This window comes from Klebsiella sp. D-Nf1, assembly GCF_002810515.1.
Lineage (GTDB): Bacteria > Pseudomonadota > Gammaproteobacteria > Enterobacterales > Enterobacteriaceae > Klebsiella > Klebsiella variicola.
On record NZ_PIOK01000001.1, the window covers coordinates 1,966,029 to 1,987,292 of the forward strand.

Genomic DNA, 21,264 nt, shown 5'->3' on the forward strand with positions numbered 1-21,264 from the left:
CTCACCATGACCAACGCAACAGGCGAACGTAACCTTGCGCTCATCCAGGAAGTCCTGGAGGTGTTTCCCGAAACCGCGCGCAAAGAGCGCAGAAAGCACATGATGATCAGCGATCCGCAGATGGAGAGCGTCGGCAAGTGCATTATCTCGAACCGTAAATCGCAGCCCGGGGTGATGACCGTGCGTGGCTGCGCCTATGCGGGCTCGAAAGGGGTGGTGTTTGGGCCAATCAAAGACATGGCCCATATCTCGCACGGCCCCATCGGCTGCGGCCAGTATTCGCGCGCCGGACGGCGCAACTACTATACCGGCGTCAGCGGCGTCGACAGCTTCGGCACCCTGAACTTCACCTCTGATTTTCAGGAGCGCGATATTGTTTTCGGCGGCGATAAAAAGCTGACCAAACTGATCGAAGAGATGGAGCTGCTGTTCCCGCTGACCAAAGGGATCACCATCCAGTCGGAGTGCCCGGTGGGCCTGATCGGCGATGACATCAGCGCCGTGGCCAACACCAGCAGCAAGGCGCTGGATAAACCGGTGATCCCGGTGCGCTGCGAAGGCTTTCGCGGCGTATCGCAATCGCTGGGCCACCATATCGCCAACGACGTGGTGCGCGACTGGGTGCTGAACAATCGCGAAGGGCAGCCGTTTGCCAGCACCCCGTACGATGTTGCCATCATTGGCGATTACAACATCGGCGGCGACGCCTGGGCCTCGCGCATTCTGCTGGAGGAGATGGGGCTGCGCGTAGTGGCGCAGTGGTCCGGCGACGGCACCCTGGTGGAGATGGAGAACACCCCGTTCGTTAAGCTCAACCTCGTCCACTGCTACCGTTCGATGAACTATATCGCCCGCCATATGGAGGAGAAACATCAGATCCCGTGGATGGAATATAACTTCTTCGGCCCGACCAAAATCGCCGAATCGCTGCGCAAGATCGCCGATCAATTTGATGACACCATTCGCGCCAATGCGGAAGCGGTGATCGCCAAATATGAGGGGCAGATGGCGGCCATCATCGCCAAATATCGCCCGCGGCTGGAGGGGCGCAAAGTGCTGCTGTACATGGGGGGGCTGCGGCCGCGCCACGTCATCGGTGCCTATGAGGATCTCGGGATGGAGATCATCGCCGCCGGCTACGAGTTTGCCCATAACGATGATTACGACCGCACCCTGCCGGACCTGAAAGAGGGCACCCTGCTGTTTGACGATGCCAGCAGCTATGAGCTGGAGGCCTTCGTCAAAGCGCTGAAACCTGACCTCATCGGCTCCGGGATCAAAGAGAAATATATCTTCCAGAAAATGGGGGTGCCGTTCCGCCAGATGCACTCCTGGGACTATTCCGGCCCCTATCACGGCTATGACGGCTTCGCCATCTTTGCCCGCGATATGGATATGACCCTGAACAATCCGGCGTGGAACGAACTGACTGCCCCGTGGCTGAAGTCTGCGTGATTGCCCCTTCACTGTCCCGTCAGTCCACCGATTTGTGGCGCGGGAGGAGAACACCATGAGCCAAACGATCGATAAAATTCACAGCTGTTATCCGCTGTTTGAACAGGATGAATACCAGACCCTGTTCCAGAATAAAAAGACCCTTGAAGAGGCGCACGACGCGCAGCGTGTGCAGGAGGTTTTTGCCTGGACCACCACCGCCGAGTATGAAGCGCTGAACTTCCAGCGCGAGGCGCTGACCGTCGACCCGGCCAAAGCCTGCCAGCCGCTCGGCGCCGTACTCTGCTCGCTGGGGTTCGCCGGCACCCTGCCCTACGTGCACGGCTCCCAGGGCTGCGTCGCCTATTTTCGCACCTACTTTAACCGCCATTTTAAAGAGCCGGTCGCCTGCGTCTCCGACTCCATGACCGAGGACGCGGCGGTGTTCGGCGGCAACAACAACATGAATCTGGGCCTGCAGAATGCCAGCGCGCTGTATAAACCCGAGATTATCGCCGTCTCCACCACCTGCATGGCCGAGGTGATCGGCGACGATCTGCAGGCGTTTATCGCCAACGCCAAAAAAGAGGGATTTGTTGACGACAGCATCGCCATTCCTTACGCCCATACCCCCAGCTTTATCGGCAGCCATGTCACCGGCTGGGACAATATGTTCGAAGGGTTCGCGAAGACCTTTACCGCTGACTACGCCGGGCAGCCGGGCAAACAGCAAAAGCTCAATCTGGTGACCGGATTTGAGACCTATCTCGGCAACTTCCGCGTGCTGAAGCGGATGATGGCGCAGATGGATGTCCCGTGCAGCCTGCTCTCCGACCCATCAGAGGTGCTCGACACCCCCGCCGACGGCCATTACCGGATGTACGCCGGCGGCACCAGCCAGCAGGAGATCAAAACCGCGCCGGACGCCATTGACACCCTGCTGCTGCAGCCGTGGCAGCTGGTGAAAAGCAAAAAGGTGGTTCAGGAGATGTGGAACCAGCCCGCCACCGAGGTGGCCGTTCCGCTGGGCCTGGCCGCCACCGACGCGCTGCTAATGACCGTCAGTCAGCTGACCGGCAAACCGATCGCCGACGCTCTGACCCTGGAGCGCGGCCGGCTGGTCGACATGATGCTGGATTCCCACACCTGGCTGCATGGCAAAAAATTCGGCCTCTACGGCGATCCGGATTTCGTGATGGGGCTGACGCGCTTCCTGCTGGAGCTGGGCTGCGAGCCGACGGTGATCCTCAGTCATAACGCCAATAAACGCTGGCAAAAAGCGATGAAGAAAATGCTCGATGCCTCGCCGTACGGTCAGGAAAGCGAAGTGTTCATCAACTGCGACCTGTGGCACTTCCGGTCGCTGATGTTCACCCGTCAGCCGGACTTTATGATCGGTAACTCCTACGGCAAGTTTATCCAGCGCGATACCCTGGCGAAAGGCAAAGCCTTCGAAGTGCCGCTGATCCGTCTGGGCTTTCCGCTGTTCGACCGCCATCATCTGCACCGCCAGACCACCTGGGGCTATGAAGGCGCAATGAACATCGTCACGACGCTGGTGAACGCCGTGCTGGAAAAACTGGACCACGACACCAGCCAGTTGGGCAAAACCGATTACAGCTTCGACCTCGTTCGTTAACCATCAGGCGCCCCGCCGCAGGCGGGGCCAGGAGGGAGTATGCCCATCGTGATTTTCCGTGAGCGCGGCGAGGCGTTGTATGCCTATATCGCCAAACAGGATCTGGAGGCCCGGGTGCTCCAGGTCGAACATGACGAGACGGACCGCTGGGGCGGCGCGATTGCCCTCGAGGGGGGACGTCGCTACTACGTCAATCCGCAGCCGGGGCGACCCGTCTTCCCGATAAGCCTGCGCGCCACCCGCAGCACGCTGCTATAAGGAGCTGGAAATGTCCGACAACGATACCCTTTTCTGGCGTCTGCTGGCGCTGTTCCAGACGCTGCCGGAGCTGCAGCCGGTGCAAGTCGTCGACTGGCTGGCGCAGGAGTGCGGCGAAACGTTGACCCCGGCACGGTTAACCACCCTGACGCAGCCTCAGCTGGCCGCCAGTTTTCCTTCGGCGACGGCGGTGATGTCCCCGGCCCGCTGGGCGCGGGTCATCGCCTGCCTGCAGGGGGTGCTGCCCGGCCATTTGCGCATCGCCCGCCATCCTCAGCGAACGCCGCAGCTGAGGGTCGCTTTTTGCTCGCAGGATGGCCTGGCCATCAATGGTCATTTTGGCCAGAACCGGCTGTTTTTTATCTATGCCTTCGATGACCAGGGCGGCTGGCTGGAGGATTTGCGCCGCTATGCCTCTTCTTCTGCCGCGTCTGACGCCAGTGAGATGCGCGCCAGGCTGCTGGAGGATTGCCATCTGCTGTTTTGTCAGGAGATTGGCGGGCCTGCCGCCGCGAGGTTGATCCGCCATCAGATCCATCCGATGAAAGCGCCGCCGGGCACGACGATTCAGGCTCAGTGCGACGCGGTAAGCGCGATGCTGGCCGGTCGGCTGCCGCCGTGGCTGGCGAAGCGCCTCAACCGGGATAACCCTCTGGAGGAACGTGTTTTTTAATCGTTGCGTTTTGCTTGTTGCCCGCCGACCCCGCGGGCTTTTTTTTGTCCCTGCAGGGGACATCCTTTCTTTCAGCAAGGCAAGCGCCGCAGGACAGGGACAAAAGTAACAGCGGGGGGTTGGGCGCATCAGGAAATGTTGTGCTTGTTGCCCGCCGACCCCGCGGGCTTTTTTTTGCCCCCGCAGGGGCATCCTTTCTTTCAGCAAGGCAAGCGCCGCAGGACAGGGACAAAAGTGACAGCGGGGGGGTTGGGCGCATCAGGAAAATTGGCGAGAACGCAGGCGCGCATCCAGGACTGGCCGCCAGGACGGCGGCCAGAGGGCGGTCGAGACAAGGATGTCGAGTCCGCCCGTTCCGCCAGATGAAGCCGGAGTGGAGCGGACCGCGCAGCGGCAATTTTCAGCGCCATGCGGGGGGTCATGGGGGGCGGGCGAAACGCCCCCCATGCCGTTCACCCGCAGAGGGCGCAATGAAATAGTGAGGAAGGTCGGTGAACGGAATATTCCACCTTATCGTCGCCTCCCGTCATTCGCCAATATGCGGCAATACTGTCGCGGTAAATCCAGTTATCAGCGCGATAAATCATGCCTCCCCCTGTCCGATTGTTGCCTTTGTCGCAAAACCCACAACCCTTTTTCCTTAAAAATCAATCCCCCTCTCCCTGGAGCGCGAATTGCATCACCTCTCCGGTCTCCCACCGTCAACGAGGTCACTATGAAGGGAAAGGAAATTCTGGCGCTGCTGGACGAACCCGCCTGCGAGCACAACCAGAAGCAAAAATCCGGCTGCAGCGCTCCTAAGCCCGGCGCTACCGCCGGCGGCTGCGCCTTCGACGGCGCGCAGATAACGCTCCTGCCCATCGCCGACGTCGCGCACCTGGTGCACGGCCCCATCGGCTGCGCGGGCAGCTCGTGGGATAACCGCGGCAGCGTCAGCGCCGGCCCGGCCCTCAACCGGCTCGGCTTTACCACCGATCTTAACGAACAGGATGTGATTATGGGCCGCGGCGAACGCCGCCTGTTCCACGCCGTGCGTCACATCGTCGACCGCTATCATCCGGCGGCGGTCTTTATCTACAACACCTGCGTACCGGCGATGGAGGGCGATGACATCGAGGCGGTCTGCCAGGCCGCACAGACCGCCACCGGCGTCCCGGTCATCGCCATTGACGCCGCCGGTTTCTACGGCAGTAAAAATCTTGGCAACCGAATGGCGGGCGACGTGATGCTCAGGCAGGTGATTGGCCAGCGCGAACCGGCCCCGTGGCCGGACAACACGCCCTTTGCCCCGGCCCAGCGCCACGATATCGGCCTGATTGGCGAATTCAATATCGCCGGCGAGTTCTGGCAGGTCCAGCCGCTGCTCGACGAGCTGGGGATCCGCGTCCTCGGCAGCCTCTCCGGCGACGGCCGCTTTGCCGAGATCCAGACCCTGCACCGGGCGCAGGCCAATATGCTGGTGTGCTCGCGCGCGCTGATCAACGTCGCCCGGGGGCTGGAGCTGCGCTACGGCACGCCGTGGTTTGAAGGCAGCTTCTACGGGATCCGCGCCACCTCCGACGCCTTGCGCCAGCTGGCGACGCTGCTGGGGGATGACGACCTGCGCCGCCGCACCGACGCGCTAATCGCCCGCGAAGAGCAGGCGGCGGAGCAGGCCCTTGCGCCGTGGCGTGAGCAGCTCCGCGGGCGCAAAGTGCTGCTCTATACCGGCGGCGTGAAATCCTGGTCGGTGGTATCGGCCCTGCAGGATCTCGGCATGACCGTGGTGGCCACCGGCACGCGGAAATCCACCGAGGAGGACAAACAGCGGATCCGTGAGCTGATGGGCGACGAGGCGGTGATGCTTGAGGAGGGCAATGCCCGCACCCTGCTCGACGTGGTGTACCGCTATCAGGCGGACCTGATGATCGCCGGCGGGCGCAATATGTACACCGCCTGGAAAGCCCGGCTGCCGTTTCTCGATATCAATCAGGAGCGCGAGCACGCCTACGCCGGCTATCAGGGCATCATCACCCTCGCCCGCCAGCTCTGTCTGACCCTCGCCAGCCCCGTCTGGCCGCAAACGCATGCCCGCGCCCCGTGGCGCTAGGAGAACACCATGGCAGATATTATCCGCAGTGAAAAACCGCTGGCGGTGAGCCCGATTAAAACCGGGCAACCGCTCGGGGCAATCCTCGCCAGCCTCGGGCTGGCCCAGGCCATCCCGCTGGTCCACGGCGCCCAGGGCTGCAGCGCCTTCGCCAAAGTTTTCTTTATTCAGCATTTCCATGACCCGGTGCCGCTGCAGTCGACGGCTATGGATCCGACCGCCACGATCATGGGGGCCGACGGCAATATCTTCACCGCGCTCGACACCCTCTGCCAGCGCCACAGCCCGCAGGCCATCGTGCTGCTCAGCACCGGTCTGGCGGAAGCGCAGGGCAGCGATATCGCCCGGGTGGTGCGCCAGTTTCGTGAGGCGCATCCGCGCCATAACGGCGTGGCGATCCTCACCGTCAATACCCCGGATTTTTTTGGCTCGATGGAAAACGGCTACAGCGCGGTGATCGAGAGCGTGATCGAGCAGTGGGTCGCGCCGACGCCGCGTCCGGGGCAGCGGCCCCGGCGGGTCAACCTGCTGGTCAGCCACCTCTGTTCGCCAGGGGATATCGAATGGCTGGGCCGCTGCGTGGAGGCCTTTGGCCTGCAGCCGGTGATCCTGCCGGACCTCTCGCAGTCAATGGATGGCCACCTCGGTGAAGGGGATTTTACGCCCCTGACCCAGGGCGGCGCCTCGCTGCGCCAGATTGCCCAGATGGGCCAGAGTCTGGGCAGCTTCGCCATTGGCGTGTCGCTCCAGCGGGCGGCATCGCTCCTGACCCAACGCAGCCGCGGCGACGTGATCGCCCTGCCGCATCTGATGACCCTCGACCATTGCGATACCTTTATCCATCAGCTGGCGAAGATGTCCGGACGCCGCGTACCGGCCTGGATTGAGCGCCAGCGTGGCCAGCTGCAGGATGCGATGATCGACTGCCATATGTGGCTTCAGGGCCAGCGCATGGCGATGGCGGCTGAGGGCGACCTGCTGGCGGCGTGGTGTGATTTCGCCCGCAGCCAGGGGATGCAGCCCGGCCCGCTGGTCGCCCCCACCAGCCACCCCAGCCTGCGCCAGCTGCCGGTCGAGCAGGTCGTGCCGGGGGATCTTGAGGATCTGCAGCAGCTGCTGAGCCACCAACCCGCCGATCTGCTGGTGGCTAACTCTCACGCCCGCGATCTGGCGGAGCAGTTTGCCCTGCCGCTGATCCGCGTCGGTTTTCCCCTCTTCGACCGGCTCGGTGAGTTTCGTCGCGTCCGCCAGGGGTACGCCGGTATGCGAGATACGCTGTTTGAGCTGGCCAATCTGCTGCGCGACCGCCATCACCACACCGCCCTCTACCGCTCGCCGCTTCGCCAGGGCGCCGACCCCCAGCCGGCTTCAGGAGACGCTTATGCCGCCCATTAACCGTCAGTTTGATATGGTCCACGCCGACGAGTGGTCGATGAAAGTCGCCTTCGCCAGCTCCGATTACCGCCACGTCGATCAGCATTTCGGCGCCACGCCGCGGCTGGTGGTCTACGGCGTCAAAGCCGACCGGGTCACCCTGCTGCGGGTGGTGGAGTTCCCGGTCGCCAGCGGTCACCAGACCGAGAAGATAGCCGAGCGCATCCACGCCCTTGAGGATTGCGTCACCCTGTTCTGCGTGGCGATTGGCGAGGCGGTTTTTCGCCAGTTGCTGCAGGTGGGCGTCCGCGCCGAACGCGTCCCCGACCAGACCACCATCCTCGGCTTGCTGCAGGAGATCCAGCTTTCCTGGTATGAAAAAGCGCAGCGCCGCAGCGCGCGGCAACGCGATCCGCAGCGCTTTAACCGCCTGCTGGAGGAGCAAGCGTGGCGGGAGGAGCCCGACCCGCTCCCCTGATCCTGTCGTTTATGTGACAAAGCCCACAAAACGCCACAACAGTGTCGGCCCTGTCGGGGGCGGTTAACCCACCAGGTCATTAACAAATAAGGTTTTTATGCGTTGGTATCGCAATTGCTTGGGGGTCAGTACCACCGCCAGTCTGCGGTGTACCGCGCCCCGGCGTTTTCGTCATCATCCCTGGAGCTGACAGCATGTGGAACTACTCCGAGAAAGTGAAAGACCATTTTTTTCATCCCCGCAACGCGCGCGTGGTCGACAACGCCAACGCGGTGGGCGATGTGGGTTCATTAAGCTGCGGCGATGCGCTGCGCCTGATGCTGCGGGTTGATCCGCAGACCGAGATCATCGAGGAGGCGGGCTTCCAGACCTTCGGCTGCGGCAGCGCCATCGCCTCCTCTTCCGCGCTGACGGAGCTGATTATCGGCCACACCCTGACCGAAGCCGGGCAGATCACCAACCAGCAGATCGCCGACTACCTCGACGGTCTGCCACCGGAAAAAATGCACTGCTCGGTGATGGGCCAGGAAGCGCTGCGTGCGGCCATCGCCCATTTTCGCGGCGAAAGCCTTGAGGAGGAGCATGAGGAGGGCAAGCTGATCTGTAAATGCTTCGGCGTCGACGAAGGACATATTCGCCGGGCCGTGGTGAACAACGGCCTGACCACCCTCGAGGAAGTGATCAACTACACCAAAGCCGGCGGCGGCTGCACCGCCTGCCATGAAAAAATTGAGCTGGCGCTGGCGGCGATCCTCGCCCAACAGCCGCCAGCGCCCCTGCCAGCGGAGACGGCCCACGATGCGCACTGGCAAAGCGTGGTCGATACCATCAACGAACTGCGTCCGCACATTCAGGCCGACGGTGGCGACATGACGTTGCTCAACGTCACCCCGCGTCAGGTGACCGTCAGCCTCTCCGGCAGCTGCAGCGGCTGCATGATGACCGACATGACCCTCGCCTGGCTGCAGCAAAAGCTGATGGAGCGTACCGGAAGTTACATGGACGTGGTGGCGGCCCCGGCCGCGGTTAACTAACCCAAGGGGGATACGATGAAACCTGTTTATCTTGATAACAACGCCACCACCCGTCTCGACCCGATGGTTCTCGACGCGATGATGCCCTTTTTGACCGACTTTTACGGCAACCCTTCGTCGATACACGATTTTGGTCTGCCGGCGCAGGCGGCCCTTGAACGGGCGCACCAGCAGGTGGCCACCCTGCTCGGGGCCGACTACCCCAGCGAGATCATCTTTACCTCCTGCGCCACCGAGGCCACCACCACCGCCATCGCCTCGGCGGTGGCCCTGATGCCGGAGCGGCGCGAGATCATCACCAGCGCGGTCGAACATCCCGCCACACTGGCGGTGTGTGAGCAGCTGGAGCGTCAGGGATACCTGATCCACCGTATCGCCGTGGATCAGCAGGGCGCCCTGGATATGGCGCAGTTTCGGGCGGCACTTAGTCCGCGCGTGGCGCTGGTCAGCATCATGTGGGCCAATAACGAAACCGGCGTCATGTTCCCGGTGCCCGAACTGGCAGAGCTGGCTCATGAGCAGGGCGCGCTGTTTCACTGCGACGCGGTGCAGGTGGTGGGCAAAATCCCGATGGCGCTCAGCCAGACGCGGATCGATATGCTCTCCTGCTCGGCGCATAAATTCCACGGCCCCAAAGGGGTGGGCTGCCTCTGGCTACGGCGGGGAACGCGTTTTCGCCCGCTGCTGCGCGGCGGCCACCAGGCGCATGGTCGGCGGGCCGGTACGGAAAATATCAGCGGCATTGTCGGGATGGGCGCCGCCAGCGAGCTGGCGCAGGTTCATCTGCCGGGCATGGCGCAGATTAGCCAGCTGCGCGATCGTCTTGAACAGCATCTCCAGGCCACTATCCCGGCGGTGACGGTGATGGGCGGCAGCCAGCCGCGGGTGCCCGGCACCCTCAATCTGGCCTTCGAGTGTATCGAGGGTGAGGCAATCCTGCTGCTGATGAATCAGGCCGGGATCGCCGCCTCCAGCGGCAGCGCCTGCACCTCCGGCTCGCTGGAGCCGTCGCACGTCATGCGGGCGATGAATATCCCCTACACCGCGGCCCACGGCACCATCCGCTTCTCCCTCTCACGCTATACCCGGGAAAAAGAGATCGACTACGTCATCGCCACCCTGCCGTCGGTTATCGACCGGCTGCGCGCCCTGTCGCCTTACTGGCGACAGGGTCAGCCGCACCTGCAGGATGGCGCCTTCACGCCGGTCTACGGCTAAGGCGGGGGAGACAATGATGGGACGCGTACTGATTAACGACACCACCCTGCGCGATGGTGAACAGAGCCCCGGCGTGGCCTTTCAGGCCAGCGAAAAGATCGCTATCGCCGAGGCGCTGTACGCGGCGGGGATCGAGGCCATGGAGGTCGGCACCCCGGCGATGGGCGAGGAGGAGTGCGCCCGCATCCGGCAGGTGCGCCGACAGCTCCCGGGCGCCACGCTGATGACCTGGTGCCGGATGCAGGCGGGAGAAATTCGCCAGAGCGCCGACCTGGGCATGGACTGGGTGGATATCTCCATCCCCGCCTCCGACAAGCTGCGACAGTACAAACTGCGCGAAGGCTTACCGCTGCTGCTGGAGCGGCTGGCGGCCCTGATCCACCTCGCCCACACCCTTGGCCTGAAGGTCTGCATTGGCTGTGAGGACGCTTCGCGAGCCAGCGACGCGACGCTGCAGGATATTGCCCGCCTGGCCCGGGAGGCGGGAGCCACCCGTCTGCGCTATGCCGATACCGTCGGTATCCTCGACCCGTTCACCACCACGGCGCAGATCGCCGCCCTGCGCCGCGTCTGGCCCGGCGAACTCGAAATGCACGCCCATAACGATCTGGGTCTGGCCACCGCCAACACCCTGGCGGCGGTGCGCGCCGGGGCCACCAGCGTCAACACCACCGTGCTGGGCCTGGGCGAACGCGCGGGCAACGCGGCGCTGGAGACCGTGGCGCTCGGGCTGGAGCGCTGCCTGGGCGTCGAGACCGGCGTGCGTTTCACCGCCCTGCCGGCGCTGTGCGAGCGGGTGGCCCTTGCCACCCGCCGCCCGGTGGATCCCCAGCAGCCGCTGGTGGGCGAGCTGGTTTTTACCCACGAATCCGGCGTGCATGTTGCGGCGCTGCTGCGCGACAGCGAGAGCTATCAGGCAATCGACCCCGCCCTGCTGGGCCGCGGCTATCGGCTGGTGCTGGGCAAACACTCCGGTCGCCAGGCGGTTAACGGCGTCTTCGATCGAATGGGCTATCACCTGACGTCAGCGCAAATTGACCAGCTGCTGCCAGCGCTCCGTCGCTTTGCCGAAAACGGCAAACGCAGCCCGCGGGATGATGAGCTGGCGGCAATCTACCACGCGCTCTGCGGCGCCGAGACGCTGCAGGCCAGGGGGTGAGTATGGAGTGGTTTTATCAGATCCCCGGCGTGGGCGACCTGCGCTCCGCCGATGCGTTCTTTCAGTTTTTCGCCGTTCCCTACCAGCCCGAGCGCCTGGCGCACTGCAGCCTGCCGGTGCTGGCCACCTTTCACCGCAAGCTGAAGGCGGAAGTGCCTCTGCTCAACCAGCTGGAGGAGAACCCGCGCGCGCACTGGCTGCTGGCGCGCCGACTGCTGGCGGAGAGTTATCAGCAACAGTTCGAGGAGAACACGCCATGAGACCCCAATTTACCTTTAGCGAAGCGGTCCGCGTCGTGCGCGCCATCCGTAACGATGGCACCTATGCGGGCCTGCCGTCCGGCGCCCTGCTGGTGCGCCGGGGCAGCATCGGCTATGTCCGCGACTGGGGGGTATTCTTGCAGGACCAGATCATCTACCAGATCCACTTCCCGGACTGCGACCGGGTGGTCGGCTGCCGCGAACAGGAGCTGATTGCCGGCGATCGACCCTGGCTGGCCGGCAATCTGCAGTATGGCGATAGCGTAATCTGTCAGACGGCGCTGGCGATGCAGGGCGAGATGGTGGTCAGCGTCGGGCAGTTGGGGCGCATCGAAGCCACCGACCGGGGCGAGCATGGCGACGGCTATATCGTCGACTTCGGCGGCCGCTGGTTCCAGGTCCCGGTAAGCGCGCTGGCGCTGGCAGAGGAGGAAGAATAATGGAGCCATGGCAACGATTTGGCCGGCAGCGGCTGGCGCAGAGCCGCTGGAACTGCGAGCCGGCGGCCATCGACGCGGTCGACCGGCAGGCCTTCGAGGCGGCCTGGCAGCGCCAGGCCCAGATGGAGCAGCTCATCGTCGCTCAGATTGCGCCGGAGGCGATCCCCGCCGCGCTGCTGGAGGGCCTCACCACTTCGCTGGGCGCCTGGCTGGATGAGGGAGGATTTACGCCAGCGGAGCGGGCGGCGATCGTCCTGCACCACGCCCGGCTGGAAACCGCCTTCGCCGGGATTGCCAGCCAGGCGCCGCGGCCGGATCCCGCCACGGTGCAGGCCTGGTATCTGCGGCATCAGGCGCAGTTTATGCGCCCGGAACAGCGCCTGACCCGCCATCTGCTGCTCACCGTCGATGGCGACGACCAGGCGGTTTACTCGCGCATACGGGAGCTTCATGGGCAAATCGAAGCCTCTCGTGAGGCGTTTGCGCCGCTGGCCCAGCGACACTCCCACTGCCCGAGCGCGCTGGACGGCGGACTGCTGGGCTGGATCGGCCGGGGGCTGCTCTATCCGCAGCTGGAGGAGGCGCTGTTTGCGCTGGCGGAAAATGCGCTGAGCGCGCCGGTGGCCAGTGAGCTCGGCTGGCATCTGATCTGGTGTGAGGCCATTCGCCCTGCCGCGCCGATGACGCCTGAGCAGGCGCTGGAAAGCGCCCGCGATTACCTCAGTCAACAGAGCCAGCGCCGCCACCAGCGCCAGTGGCTGGCCGAGATGTTAGCGCGCCAGCCGGGGCTGTGCGGGTAGCCGACAGGCTACCCGCCATCGCGCCTACAACAGATGCGGTTTAATCTCCTCAAGCCAGGTCGCCAGACGCGCGTCGGTCTCGTCGAACTGGTTATCCTGGTCCAGCACCAGCCCGACAAAGCGATCCCCCTCCAGCGCCGATGAGGCGCTGAACTCATACCCCTCGTTCGGCCAGCTGCCGATCATCGTCGCCCCGCGGGCACGCAGGGCGTCGTACAGCGGCCGTAGCCCGCTGGCGAAGTTATCTGGATAGCCACGCTGATCGCCGAGACCAAACAGCGCCACCGTTTTTCCCTGCAGGCTGACGTCGCCGAGGTTGCGGATAAACTCGGCCCACGACTCGCTCTCGCCCCCGGCCTCAAGGCCCGGCAGCTGGCCGTCGCCCAGCGTCGGCGTCCCCAGCAGCAGGGCCGGGTAGGCCAGCAGGTCCTCCAGCGTGGCGCGGTTGATATTGACCGGGGCGGCGGCGGCCTCCCCCAGCTGCTTGTGGATCAGTTTCGCGATCTTGCGGGTTTTACCGGTGTCGGTACCAAAGAAAATGCCAATGTTCGCCATAGTACGCTCCTGTCGGAATGGTGTTGAAAAAAGGAATGACGACAGAGGTATTGCGAAGGCTGTGCCAGGTTGCCCTGCACCGCGACGGCCCATCCCTGCCCCATCAGGATCGCTTCGCCTCACAATGCCGCGCGCCAAAGGCGCACCCGGCGGGGCGAAAGGTAAAAATCCGTGAATTTTCCCCCTGTCGGATCAATGTTTCGCGTGGTCGTTCCGATAAGGGCGCACACTTTGCATGGTTATCCGGGTTCGGCTTACCCCGCCGCGTTTTGCGCACGGTGTCGGACAATTTGTCATAACTGCGACACAGGAGTTTGCGATGACCCTGAATATGATGCTCGATAACGCCGCGCCGGAGGCCATCGCCGGCGCGCTGACTCAACAACATCCGGGGCTGTTTTTTACCATGGTGGAACAGGCCTCGGTGGCCATCTCCCTCACCGATGCCAGCGCCAGGATCATTTACGCCAACCCGGCGTTTTGCCGCCAGACCGGCTATTCACTGGCGCAATTGTTAAACCAGAACCCGCGCCTGCTGGCCAGCAGCCAGACGCCGCGCGAGATCTATCAGGAGATGTGGCATACCCTGCTCCAGCGTCAGCCCTGGCGCGGTCAGCTGATTAATCAGCGTCGGGACGGCGGCCTGTACCTGGTGGAGATTGACATCACCCCGGTGCTTAGCCCGCAAGGGGAACTGGAGCATTATCTGGCGATGCAGCGGGATATCAGCGTCAGCTACACCCTCGAACAACGGCTGCGCAACCATATGACCCTGATGGAGGCGGTGCTGAATAATATCCCCGCCGCCGTGGTGGTGGTGGACGAGCAGGATCGGGTGGTGATGGACAACCTCGCCTATAAAACCTTCTGCGCTGACTGCGGCGGCCGGGAGCTGCTCACCGAGCTGCAGCTCTCCCCTGGCCGGATGACGCCCGGCGTGGAGGCGATCCTGCCGGTAGCGCTGCGCGGGGCCGCGCGCTGGCTGTCGGTGACCTGCTGGCCGTTGCCCGGCGTCAGTGAGGAGGCCAGCCGCTACTTTATCGACAGCGCGCTGGCGCGGACCCTGGTGGTGATCGCCGACTGTACCCAGCAGCGTCAGCAGCAGGAGCAAGGGCGCCTTGACCGGCTGAAGCAGCAAATGACTGCCGGCAAGCTGCTGGCGGCGATCCGCGAGTCGCTGGACGCCGCGCTTATCCAGCTGAACTGCCCGATTAATATGCTGGCGGCAGCCCGTCGGCTGAACGGCGAGGGAAGCGGGAATGTGGCGCTGGAGGCCGCCTGGCGTGAAGGGGAAGAGGCGATGGCGCGGCTCCAGCGTTGTCGCCCCTCGCTGGATCTCGAAAACCCCGCCGTCTGGCCGCTGCAGCCCTTTTTCGACGATCTGTGCGCCCTCTACCGTACCCGCTTCGATCCCGACGGGCTGCAGGTTGATATGGCCTCACCGCATCTGATCGGCTTTGGCCAGCGCACCCCGCTGCTGGCGTGCTTAAGCCTGTGGCTCGACCGCACCCTGGCCCTCGCCGCCGAATTGCCCTCTGTGCCGCTGGCGATGCAGCTCTATGCCGAGGAGAACGACGGCTGGCTGTCGCTGTACCTGACTGACAACGTGCCGCTGCTGCAGGTGCGCTACGCCCACTCCCCCGACGCGCTGAACTCGCCGGGCAAAGGCATGGAGTTGCGGCTGATCCAGACCCTGGTGGCGCACCATCGCGGGGCCATTGAGCTGGCTTCCCGACCGCAGGGCGGCACCTGCCTGACCCTGCGTTTCCCGCTGTTTAACACCCTGACCGGAGGTGAAGCATGATCCCTGAATCCGACCCGGACACCACCGTCAGACGCTTCGATCTCTCTCAGCAGTTCACCGCCATGCAGCGGATAAGCGTGGTGCTGAGCCGGGCCACCGAGGCCAGCAAAACGCTGCAGGAGGTGCTCAGCGTATTGCACAACGATGCTTTTATGCAGCACGGGATGATCTGCCTGTACGACAGCGAGCAGGAGATCCTCAGTATCGAAGCGCTGCAGCAAACCGGCCAGCAGCCCCTCCCCGGCAGCACGCAGATCCGCTATCGCCCCGGCGAGGGACTGGTGGGGACCGTGCTGGCCCAGGGGCAGTCGCTGGTGCTGCCCCGGGTCGCCGACGATCAGCGTTTTCTCGACCGCCTGAGCCTCTACGATTACGATCTGCCGTTTATCGCCGTACCGTTGATGGGGCCCAACGCCCGGCCAATAGGGGTGCTGGCGGCCCAACCGATGGCGCGCCAGGAAGAGCGACTGCCGGCCTGCACCCGTTTTCTCGAAACCGTCGCCAACCTCGTCGCCCAGACCATCCGGCTGATGATCCTTCCGGCCTCACCCGCCCTGTCGAGCCGCCAGCCGCCGAAGGTGGAACGGCCGCCGGCCTGCTCGTCGTCGCGCGGGGTGGGCCTTGACAATATGGTCGGCAAGAGCCCGGCGATGCGCCAGATCGTGGAGGTGATCCGTCAGGTTTCGCGCTGGGACACCACCGTGCTGGTGCGCGGCGAAAGCGGCACCGGGAAAGAGCTGATCGCCAATGCCATCCATCACCATTCGCCGCGGGCTGGCGCCGCCTTCGTCAAATTTAACTGCGCGGCGCTGCCGGACACCCTGCTGGAAAGCGAACTGTTCGGCCATGAGAAAGGCGCCTTTACCGGGGCGGTGCGTCAGCGTAAAGGACGTTTTGAGCTGGCGGATGGCGGCACCCTGTTCCTCGATGAGATTGGTGAAAGCAGCGCCTCGTTCCAGGCCAAGCTGCTGCGTATCCTCCAGGAGGGGGAGATGGAGCGGGTCGGCGGCGATGAGACCCTGCGGGTGAATGTCCGCATCATCGCCGCCACCAACCGTCACCTGGAGGAGGAGGTCCGGCTGGGCCATTTCCGCGAGGATCTCTACTATCGTCTGAACGTGATGCCCATCGCCCTGCCCCCGCTGCGCGAGCGTCAGGAGGACATCGCCGAGCTGGCGCACTTCCTGGTGCGCAAAATCGGCCAGCATCAGGGGCGCACGCTGCGGATCAGCGAGGGCGCGATCCGCCTGCTGATGGAGTACAGCTGGCCGGGTAACGTTCGCGAGCTGGAGAACTGCCTCGAACGCTCGGCGGTGATGTCGGAGAGTGGCCTGATCGATCGCGACGTGATCCTCTTCACTCACCAGGATCGTCCCGCCAAAGCCCTGCCTGCCAGCGGGCCAGCAGAAGACAGCTGGCTGGACAACAGCCTGGACGAACGCCAGCGACTGATCGCCGCGCTGGAAAAAGCCGGCTGGGTGCAGGCCAAGGCGGCACGGCTGCTGGGGATGACGCCGCGCCAGGTCGCTTACCGGATCCAGATCATGGATATCACCCTGCCGCGTCTGTAGGCCGCGGTGTCAGGTTCAGGACATTGTCGTCAGTGCGGCAGGAATGCGACAATGTTGTGCCGCAGGGATGCGGGATAACGCTTTATTTTTCAGCCAGATAAAAAATTCGTCACTGGTACGTCGTTTGCAGCAGGAAGGTATCGCCCAACCATGAAGGTACGACCATGACTTCCTGCTCTTCTTTTTCCGGCGGTAACGCCTGTCAGTCGGCGGACGCCAGCGCGTTAGCGCCGCGGGTGGCCGACAAGGTCGCCGCGCACCCCTGCTACTCCCGCAGCGGGCACCACCGTTTCGCCCGAATGCATCTCCCGGTCGCTCCGGCCTGCAATCTGCAGTGCAACTACTGCAACCGTAAATTCGACTGCAGCAATGAATCCCGTCCCGGGGTGTCATCGACGCTGCTGACCCCCGAGCAGGCGGTGTTGAAAGTGCGCCAGGTGGCCCAGGCCATCCCGCAGCTGTCGGTGGTCGGCATAGCCGGGCCCGGCGATCCGCTGGCCAATATGACCCGCACCTTCCGCACCCTGGAGCTGGTCCGCGACCAGCTTCCGGATCTCAAATTATGCCTGTCGACCAACGGGCTGATGCTGCCCGACGCGGTCGATCGCCTGCTGGAGGTCGGCGTGGATCACGTCACGGTGACCATCAATACCCTGGATGCCGATATCGCCGGGCAAATCTATGCCTGGCTGTGGCTCGACGGCGAACGCTACTGCGGCCGGGAAGCCGGGGAGATCCTGATTGCCCGCCAGCTTGAAGGAGTCCGCAGGCTGACCGCCGCGGGAGTGCTGGTCAAGATAAACTCGGTGCTGATCCCGGGGATCAACGACGGCGGCATGGCTGAGGTCAGCCGTCGTTTGCGGGAAAGTGGCGCGTTTATTCACAATATTATGCCGCTGATTGCCAGACCGGAGCACGGCACGGTCTTTGGTCTCAACGGCCAGCCGGAGCCGGACGCCGGGATGCTCGCCGCGATCCGCAGCCAGTGCGGGGAGGAGATGCCGCAGATGACCCACTGCCACCAGTGCCGTGCCGACGCCATCGGCATGCTGGGCGAAGATCGCAGCCAGCAGTTCACCCGGCTGCCGGATCCGGACAGCCTCCCCGACTGGCTGCCCATCCTCCACCAGCGCGCCGAACTTCATGCCAGCCTCGCCACGCAGGGGGAGTCGGACGCGGATGACGCCTGTCTGGTGGCCGTGGCCTCCCGCCACGGCGAGGTCATTGACTGTCATTTTGGCCATGCCGACCGCTTCTCGATCTACAGCCTGTCGGCCGCCGGTATGGTGCTGGTGGGCGAGCGCTTTACGCCGAAATATTGCCGCGGCGAAGAGGAGTGTGAGCCACAGGAGAACGAGGCCAGACTGGCGGCGCTGCTGGCGCTGCTCGCCGACGTGAAAGCGGTGTTCTGCGTGCGTATCGGCCATACGCCATGGCAACAACTTGAATTGCAGGGCATTGAGCCGCAGGTGGACGGCGCGTGGCGTTCGGTCGCCGAGGTGCTGCCTGCCTGGTGGCAGCAGCGGCGCCAGAGCCTGGCGGCATCGCGCCTGCGTCAGGGAGTCGCCTGATGGCGCCGGTCGACTGGTTAACTCGCCTGTGGCGATTGTATCACGCCGGAAAAGGCTGCTTTCCGCTGCGGATGGGGCTAACTCCCGCGGCATGGCGGGCGCTGCAGCAGCGGCTGGGCGAGGTGGCGACGCCGCTGGACAGCGCGACGCTGAGCCGCCGTCGGCTGATGACCGAGCTGAATGCCACCCGTGACGAAGAGCGTCGGCAGCTGGGACAGTGGCTGACGGAGTGGATGGCGCCGGGGGCCGAACCGATGGCGCAGATCGTCGCCGAGGTGGCGCTGGCGTTTAACCATCTGTGGGAGGATCTGGGACTCGATTCGCGGGCGGAACTGGGCCGACTGATGAGCGACTGCTTTCCACAGCTGGTGGTGCAGAACATCCACCATATGCGCTGGAAAAAGTTCTTTTACCGCCAGCGCTGCCTGCAGTCGCAGGGGGAGATTGTCTGCCGATCGCCGAGCTGCGACGAGTGCCTGGAGCGCAGCCTCTGCTTCGAACCGCCGCCGCTATAAACAAGCCGCAGCCCCCTGCGGCTGACCCAACCACACACGCGTTTTACCGCTTTACGCGGGTTTCTGCCGGGTGGCGCTTCGCTTACCCGGCCTACAAAGCCATTTACATATCAAAAGGTTAACCATCACCGTAGGCCCGGCAAGCGCAGCGCCGCCGGGCAATATATCAGGCTCCGTGTCCAACATGTTGCCGGGTGGCGCTTCGCTTACCCGGCCTACAACCCCAAATCACCACTGGATCAGGGGCTACTGAAACTGCCGGTGCTGGCGGCCTCAAAATCGCTGAGACGTTCCCGGCAGGCCGGGGCAGCCCGCATGGATGCGGGCTGAGGGCCGTGTTTTGCACGGACGCTGCCTCGGCCCGACCCGAAGCCTGCAGGGATAAGTCGAATGTACCACGACGTGGCGATTTTGCTGGCCGGAGCCCGGGGGTACAGGGGGCGGCGGCGACTGGCCGCCCCCTGTGCGCTCCCTGCGCCGTGAGAGACATAACGCAGAAAACTAACCGGGAGCGCAATGTGCACTGAAGTCACTAATAACATAAAGGATCGCACGACGGTGCTTTCCCTCACCCTAACCCTCTCCCGGAGGGAGAGGGAACCGTCCGGCCGTCGTTTCCGTGCCCAACATGTTGCCGGGTAGCGCTTCGCTTACCCGGCCTACATAACCATTAAATTTCAGCAGGTTAACCATCACCGTAGGCCCGGCAAGCGCAGCGCCGCCGGGCAAAAGATATCGCACCGGGCCAAACGAAAAAAAAGCCGGAGGTTTCCCTCCGGCTTTTCTCATTTACATCACGCTATACCTTAGGCCACATCTTCGTACTGCGGCACCGGGTTGCGGAAGCTTTTGGTCACGCAGGCCAGATAGACCAGACCGATACCGGCCCAGATCAGGCCCAGAATCATCGAGCTCTCTTCCAGGTTGACCCACAACGCGCCAACGGTCAGGGCGCCGCACATCGGCAGGAACAAATACTGGAAGTGGTCTTTCAGCGTCTTGTTGCGTTTCTCACGGATCCAGAACTGCGAAATCACCGACAGGTTAACGAAGGTAAACGCCACCAGCGCACCAAAGTTAATCAGCGCCGTCGCCATCACCAGGTCGAAGTTAATCGCCAGCAGCGCAATAGCGCCGACCAGGATGATGTTCATCGCCGGGGTGCGCCAGGTCGGATGGACGTAGCCGAAGAAGCTTTTCGGGAATACGCCGTCGCGGCCCATCACGTACATCAGACGCGCCACGCCAGCGTGCGCCGCCATACCGGAAGCCAACACGGTGATGGTGGAGAAGATCAGCGCGCCAACCTGGAAGGCTTTACCTGCTACGTAGAGCATAATTTCCGGCTGTGACGCATCCGGATCTTTAAAGCGCGAGATGTCCGGGAAGTACAGCTGCAGGAAGTAGGTGGCAAAGATGAAGATCAGGCCGCCGATCAGCGCGGTCAGGAAAATCGCGCGCGGGATGACGCGCTCTGCATCTTTGGTCTCTTCAGACAGGTTGCTGATGCCGTCGAAGCCGGTAAACGAGAAGCACAGGATCGTCGCCCCGGTAATCATCGGGATCACGTGCGCGTCACCGGACCAGAACGGACGGCTGCTGGCCAGCGTACCGGCGCCTTCGCCTTCAAACACGCCATAAATCACCATGCCGAGAATAACGGCAATCAGCACCACCTGCAGCACCACGATCACGGTGTTGAAGTTGGCCACGGATTTAATGCTGCGCAGGTTAAAGGCGGTCATAAAGGCGACCAGCGCGATAACAAACACCCACGAGGGTATCGAAGGAATGAGCGCTTCAAAATAGATTTTCGCCAGCAGAATGTTGATCATCGGCGCGAACAGGTAGTCGAGCAGCGAGGACCAACCCACCATAAAGCCAACGGTCGGGCTGATGGATTTCTGGGCATAGGTATACGCCGAGCCGGCAGAAGGGTAACGACGTACCAGCTTGCCATAGCTCAGGGCAGTAAACAGGATAGCGATTAACGCAAAGGCGTAGGCCGTCGGCACGTGACCGTCGGTCATACCAGAGACGATACCAAACGTATCGAACAGCGTCATCGGCTGCATATAGGCCAGGCCCATCATTACAACCGGAACTAACGTAAGCGTTTTACGTAATTCCACGCGAGAGGTATTTGGAGTAGCGTTATGCGACATAGTTATCCCCTTTTACGGTGAATGCCAGCGCGTAAGCAAAAAATTGCCCCATTTCTTTCTATTCCTCAGCGACAACGACTGTCGGTTTTTAGTAAATATCTATCCGGTACGAAGCCCGGCCTCTTGGTATTGAATGATGTGTCTTTCGACCAAAAAAATAACCGACACTTTAAAAAAAAGCGTCGGCTAGTCTCTGGTTTTCAGGCCGCATATTTTGCAACAAATTC

At 63.2% G+C, this 21,264-nt stretch carries 20 protein-coding genes; 17 read left to right on the forward strand and 3 right to left on the reverse strand.

Features of this window, described 5'->3' with window-relative positions; all coding sequences use genetic code 11:
• Positions 1–6 precede the first annotated feature (6 nt).
• From nifD to nifM, 13 genes are all read left to right on the forward strand, one after another.
• The gene (gene nifD / locus CWM54_RS09690) at positions 7–1,455 is read left to right on the forward strand and encodes a nitrogenase molybdenum-iron protein alpha chain (protein WP_100681269.1); all 1,449 of its coding nucleotides are present in this window, start codon (positions 7–9) and stop codon (positions 1,453–1,455) included.
• A 55-nt stretch (positions 1,456–1,510) separates the two neighbouring features.
• Positions 1,511–3,073 (forward strand): nitrogenase molybdenum-iron protein subunit beta, encoded by a 1,563-nt coding sequence (gene nifK, locus CWM54_RS09695; protein WP_100696848.1) that lies wholly within the window; start codon positions 1,511–1,513, stop codon positions 3,071–3,073.
• A gap of 39 nt (positions 3,074–3,112) precedes the next feature.
• Positions 3,113–3,331: a putative nitrogen fixation protein NifT gene (gene nifT, locus CWM54_RS09700; RefSeq protein ID WP_004203557.1), complete on the forward strand. Its 219-nt coding sequence runs from the start codon at positions 3,113–3,115 to the stop codon at positions 3,329–3,331.
• 10 nt (positions 3,332–3,341) lie between these two features.
• On the forward strand, positions 3,342–4,004 hold the full coding sequence (locus CWM54_RS09705) for a NifB/NifX family molybdenum-iron cluster-binding protein (RefSeq protein WP_074385344.1): 663 nt from the start codon (positions 3,342–3,344) through the stop codon (positions 4,002–4,004).
• 715 nt (positions 4,005–4,719) lie between these two features.
• Positions 4,720–6,093: a nitrogenase iron-molybdenum cofactor biosynthesis protein NifE gene (gene nifE / locus CWM54_RS09710; protein WP_100681270.1), complete on the forward strand. Its 1,374-nt coding sequence runs from the start codon at positions 4,720–4,722 to the stop codon at positions 6,091–6,093.
• A 9-nt stretch (positions 6,094–6,102) separates the two neighbouring features.
• Positions 6,103–7,488, forward strand: coding sequence for a nitrogenase iron-molybdenum cofactor biosynthesis protein NifN (gene nifN, locus CWM54_RS09715; RefSeq protein WP_008804130.1), 1,386 nt, complete (start codon positions 6,103–6,105; stop codon positions 7,486–7,488).
• Positions 7,475–7,945 carry a NifB/NifX family molybdenum-iron cluster-binding protein gene (locus CWM54_RS09720; protein WP_061153952.1) on the forward strand — a complete coding sequence of 157 codons (471 nt, stop codon included), beginning with the start codon at positions 7,475–7,477 and terminating at the stop codon, positions 7,943–7,945. The genes nifN and CWM54_RS09720 overlap by 14 nt, the downstream gene beginning before the upstream one ends.
• Before the next feature lie 194 nt (positions 7,946–8,139).
• Positions 8,140–8,979, forward strand: a complete 840-nt coding sequence (nifU, locus tag CWM54_RS09725; protein WP_061153951.1) for a Fe-S cluster assembly protein NifU — start codon at positions 8,140–8,142, stop codon at positions 8,977–8,979.
• Positions 8,980–8,994: 15 nt separating this feature from the next.
• The gene (gene nifS, locus CWM54_RS09730; protein ID WP_100681272.1) at positions 8,995–10,197 is read left to right on the forward strand and encodes a cysteine desulfurase NifS; all 1,203 of its coding nucleotides are present in this window, start codon (positions 8,995–8,997) and stop codon (positions 10,195–10,197) included.
• Positions 10,198–10,213: 16 nt separating this feature from the next.
• Positions 10,214–11,356, forward strand: coding sequence for a homocitrate synthase (gene nifV, locus CWM54_RS09735; protein WP_100696947.1), 1,143 nt, complete (start codon positions 10,214–10,216; stop codon positions 11,354–11,356).
• Between the two features lie 2 nt (positions 11,357–11,358).
• Positions 11,359–11,616 carry a nitrogenase-stabilizing/protective protein NifW gene (locus CWM54_RS09740; RefSeq protein WP_061153949.1) on the forward strand — a complete coding sequence of 86 codons (258 nt, stop codon included), beginning with the start codon at positions 11,359–11,361 and terminating at the stop codon, positions 11,614–11,616.
• Positions 11,613–12,056: a nitrogen fixation protein NifZ gene (locus CWM54_RS09745; RefSeq protein ID WP_061153948.1), complete on the forward strand. Its 444-nt coding sequence runs from the start codon at positions 11,613–11,615 to the stop codon at positions 12,054–12,056. Before CWM54_RS09740 ends, CWM54_RS09745 begins: the two co-directional genes overlap by 4 nt.
• Complete coding sequence (gene nifM / locus CWM54_RS09750; protein WP_100696850.1) at positions 12,056–12,856, forward strand: nitrogen fixation protein NifM; 801 nt, start codon at positions 12,056–12,058, stop codon at positions 12,854–12,856. The genes CWM54_RS09745 and nifM overlap by 1 nt, the downstream gene beginning before the upstream one ends.
• 24 nt (positions 12,857–12,880) lie before the next feature.
• Here the strand turns inward: nifM and CWM54_RS09755 are convergent, their stop codons facing one another.
• A complete protein-coding gene (locus CWM54_RS09755) occupies positions 12,881–13,411 on the reverse strand; it encodes a flavodoxin (RefSeq protein WP_100696852.1) in 531 nt (176 codons plus the stop codon).
• Positions 13,412–13,730: 319 nt separating this feature from the next.
• Here CWM54_RS09755 and nifL point away from each other — a divergent pair, with 319 nt between their 5' ends.
• The 4 genes from nifL (at position 13,731) to CWM54_RS09775 (ending at position 18,872) form a co-directional block, all read left to right on the forward strand.
• Positions 13,731–15,215 (forward strand): nitrogen fixation negative regulator NifL, encoded by a 1,485-nt coding sequence (gene nifL / locus CWM54_RS09760; RefSeq protein WP_100696854.1) that lies wholly within the window; start codon positions 13,731–13,733, stop codon positions 15,213–15,215.
• Positions 15,212–16,786 carry a nif-specific transcriptional activator NifA gene (nifA, locus tag CWM54_RS09765; RefSeq protein WP_008804120.1) on the forward strand — a complete coding sequence of 525 codons (1,575 nt, stop codon included), beginning with the start codon at positions 15,212–15,214 and terminating at the stop codon, positions 16,784–16,786. Before nifL ends, nifA begins: the two co-directional genes overlap by 4 nt.
• A 164-nt stretch (positions 16,787–16,950) precedes the next feature.
• Entirely contained in the window at positions 16,951–18,357 is a 1,407-nt protein-coding gene (gene nifB / locus CWM54_RS09770) for a nitrogenase cofactor biosynthesis protein NifB (RefSeq protein WP_100696856.1), read from the forward strand.
• Positions 18,357–18,872: a nitrogen fixation protein NifQ gene (locus CWM54_RS09775; protein ID WP_100696858.1), complete on the forward strand. Its 516-nt coding sequence runs from the start codon at positions 18,357–18,359 to the stop codon at positions 18,870–18,872. The genes nifB and CWM54_RS09775 overlap by 1 nt, the downstream gene beginning before the upstream one ends.
• 806 nt (positions 18,873–19,678) lie before the next feature.
• On the opposite strand, the gene plaP is transcribed toward CWM54_RS09775, so the two are convergent.
• Together plaP and yoeI are read right to left on the reverse strand one after the other, a co-directional pair.
• Positions 19,679–21,037 (reverse strand): putrescine/proton symporter PlaP, encoded by a 1,359-nt coding sequence (gene plaP, locus CWM54_RS09785; RefSeq protein ID WP_061153942.1) that lies wholly within the window; start codon positions 21,035–21,037, stop codon positions 19,679–19,681.
• Complete coding sequence (yoeI, locus tag CWM54_RS29500; RefSeq protein WP_096335043.1) at positions 21,027–21,089, reverse strand: membrane protein YoeI; 63 nt, start codon at positions 21,087–21,089, stop codon at positions 21,027–21,029. Before yoeI ends, plaP begins: the two co-directional genes overlap by 11 nt.
• Between the last annotated feature and the right edge of the window lie 175 nt (positions 21,090–21,264).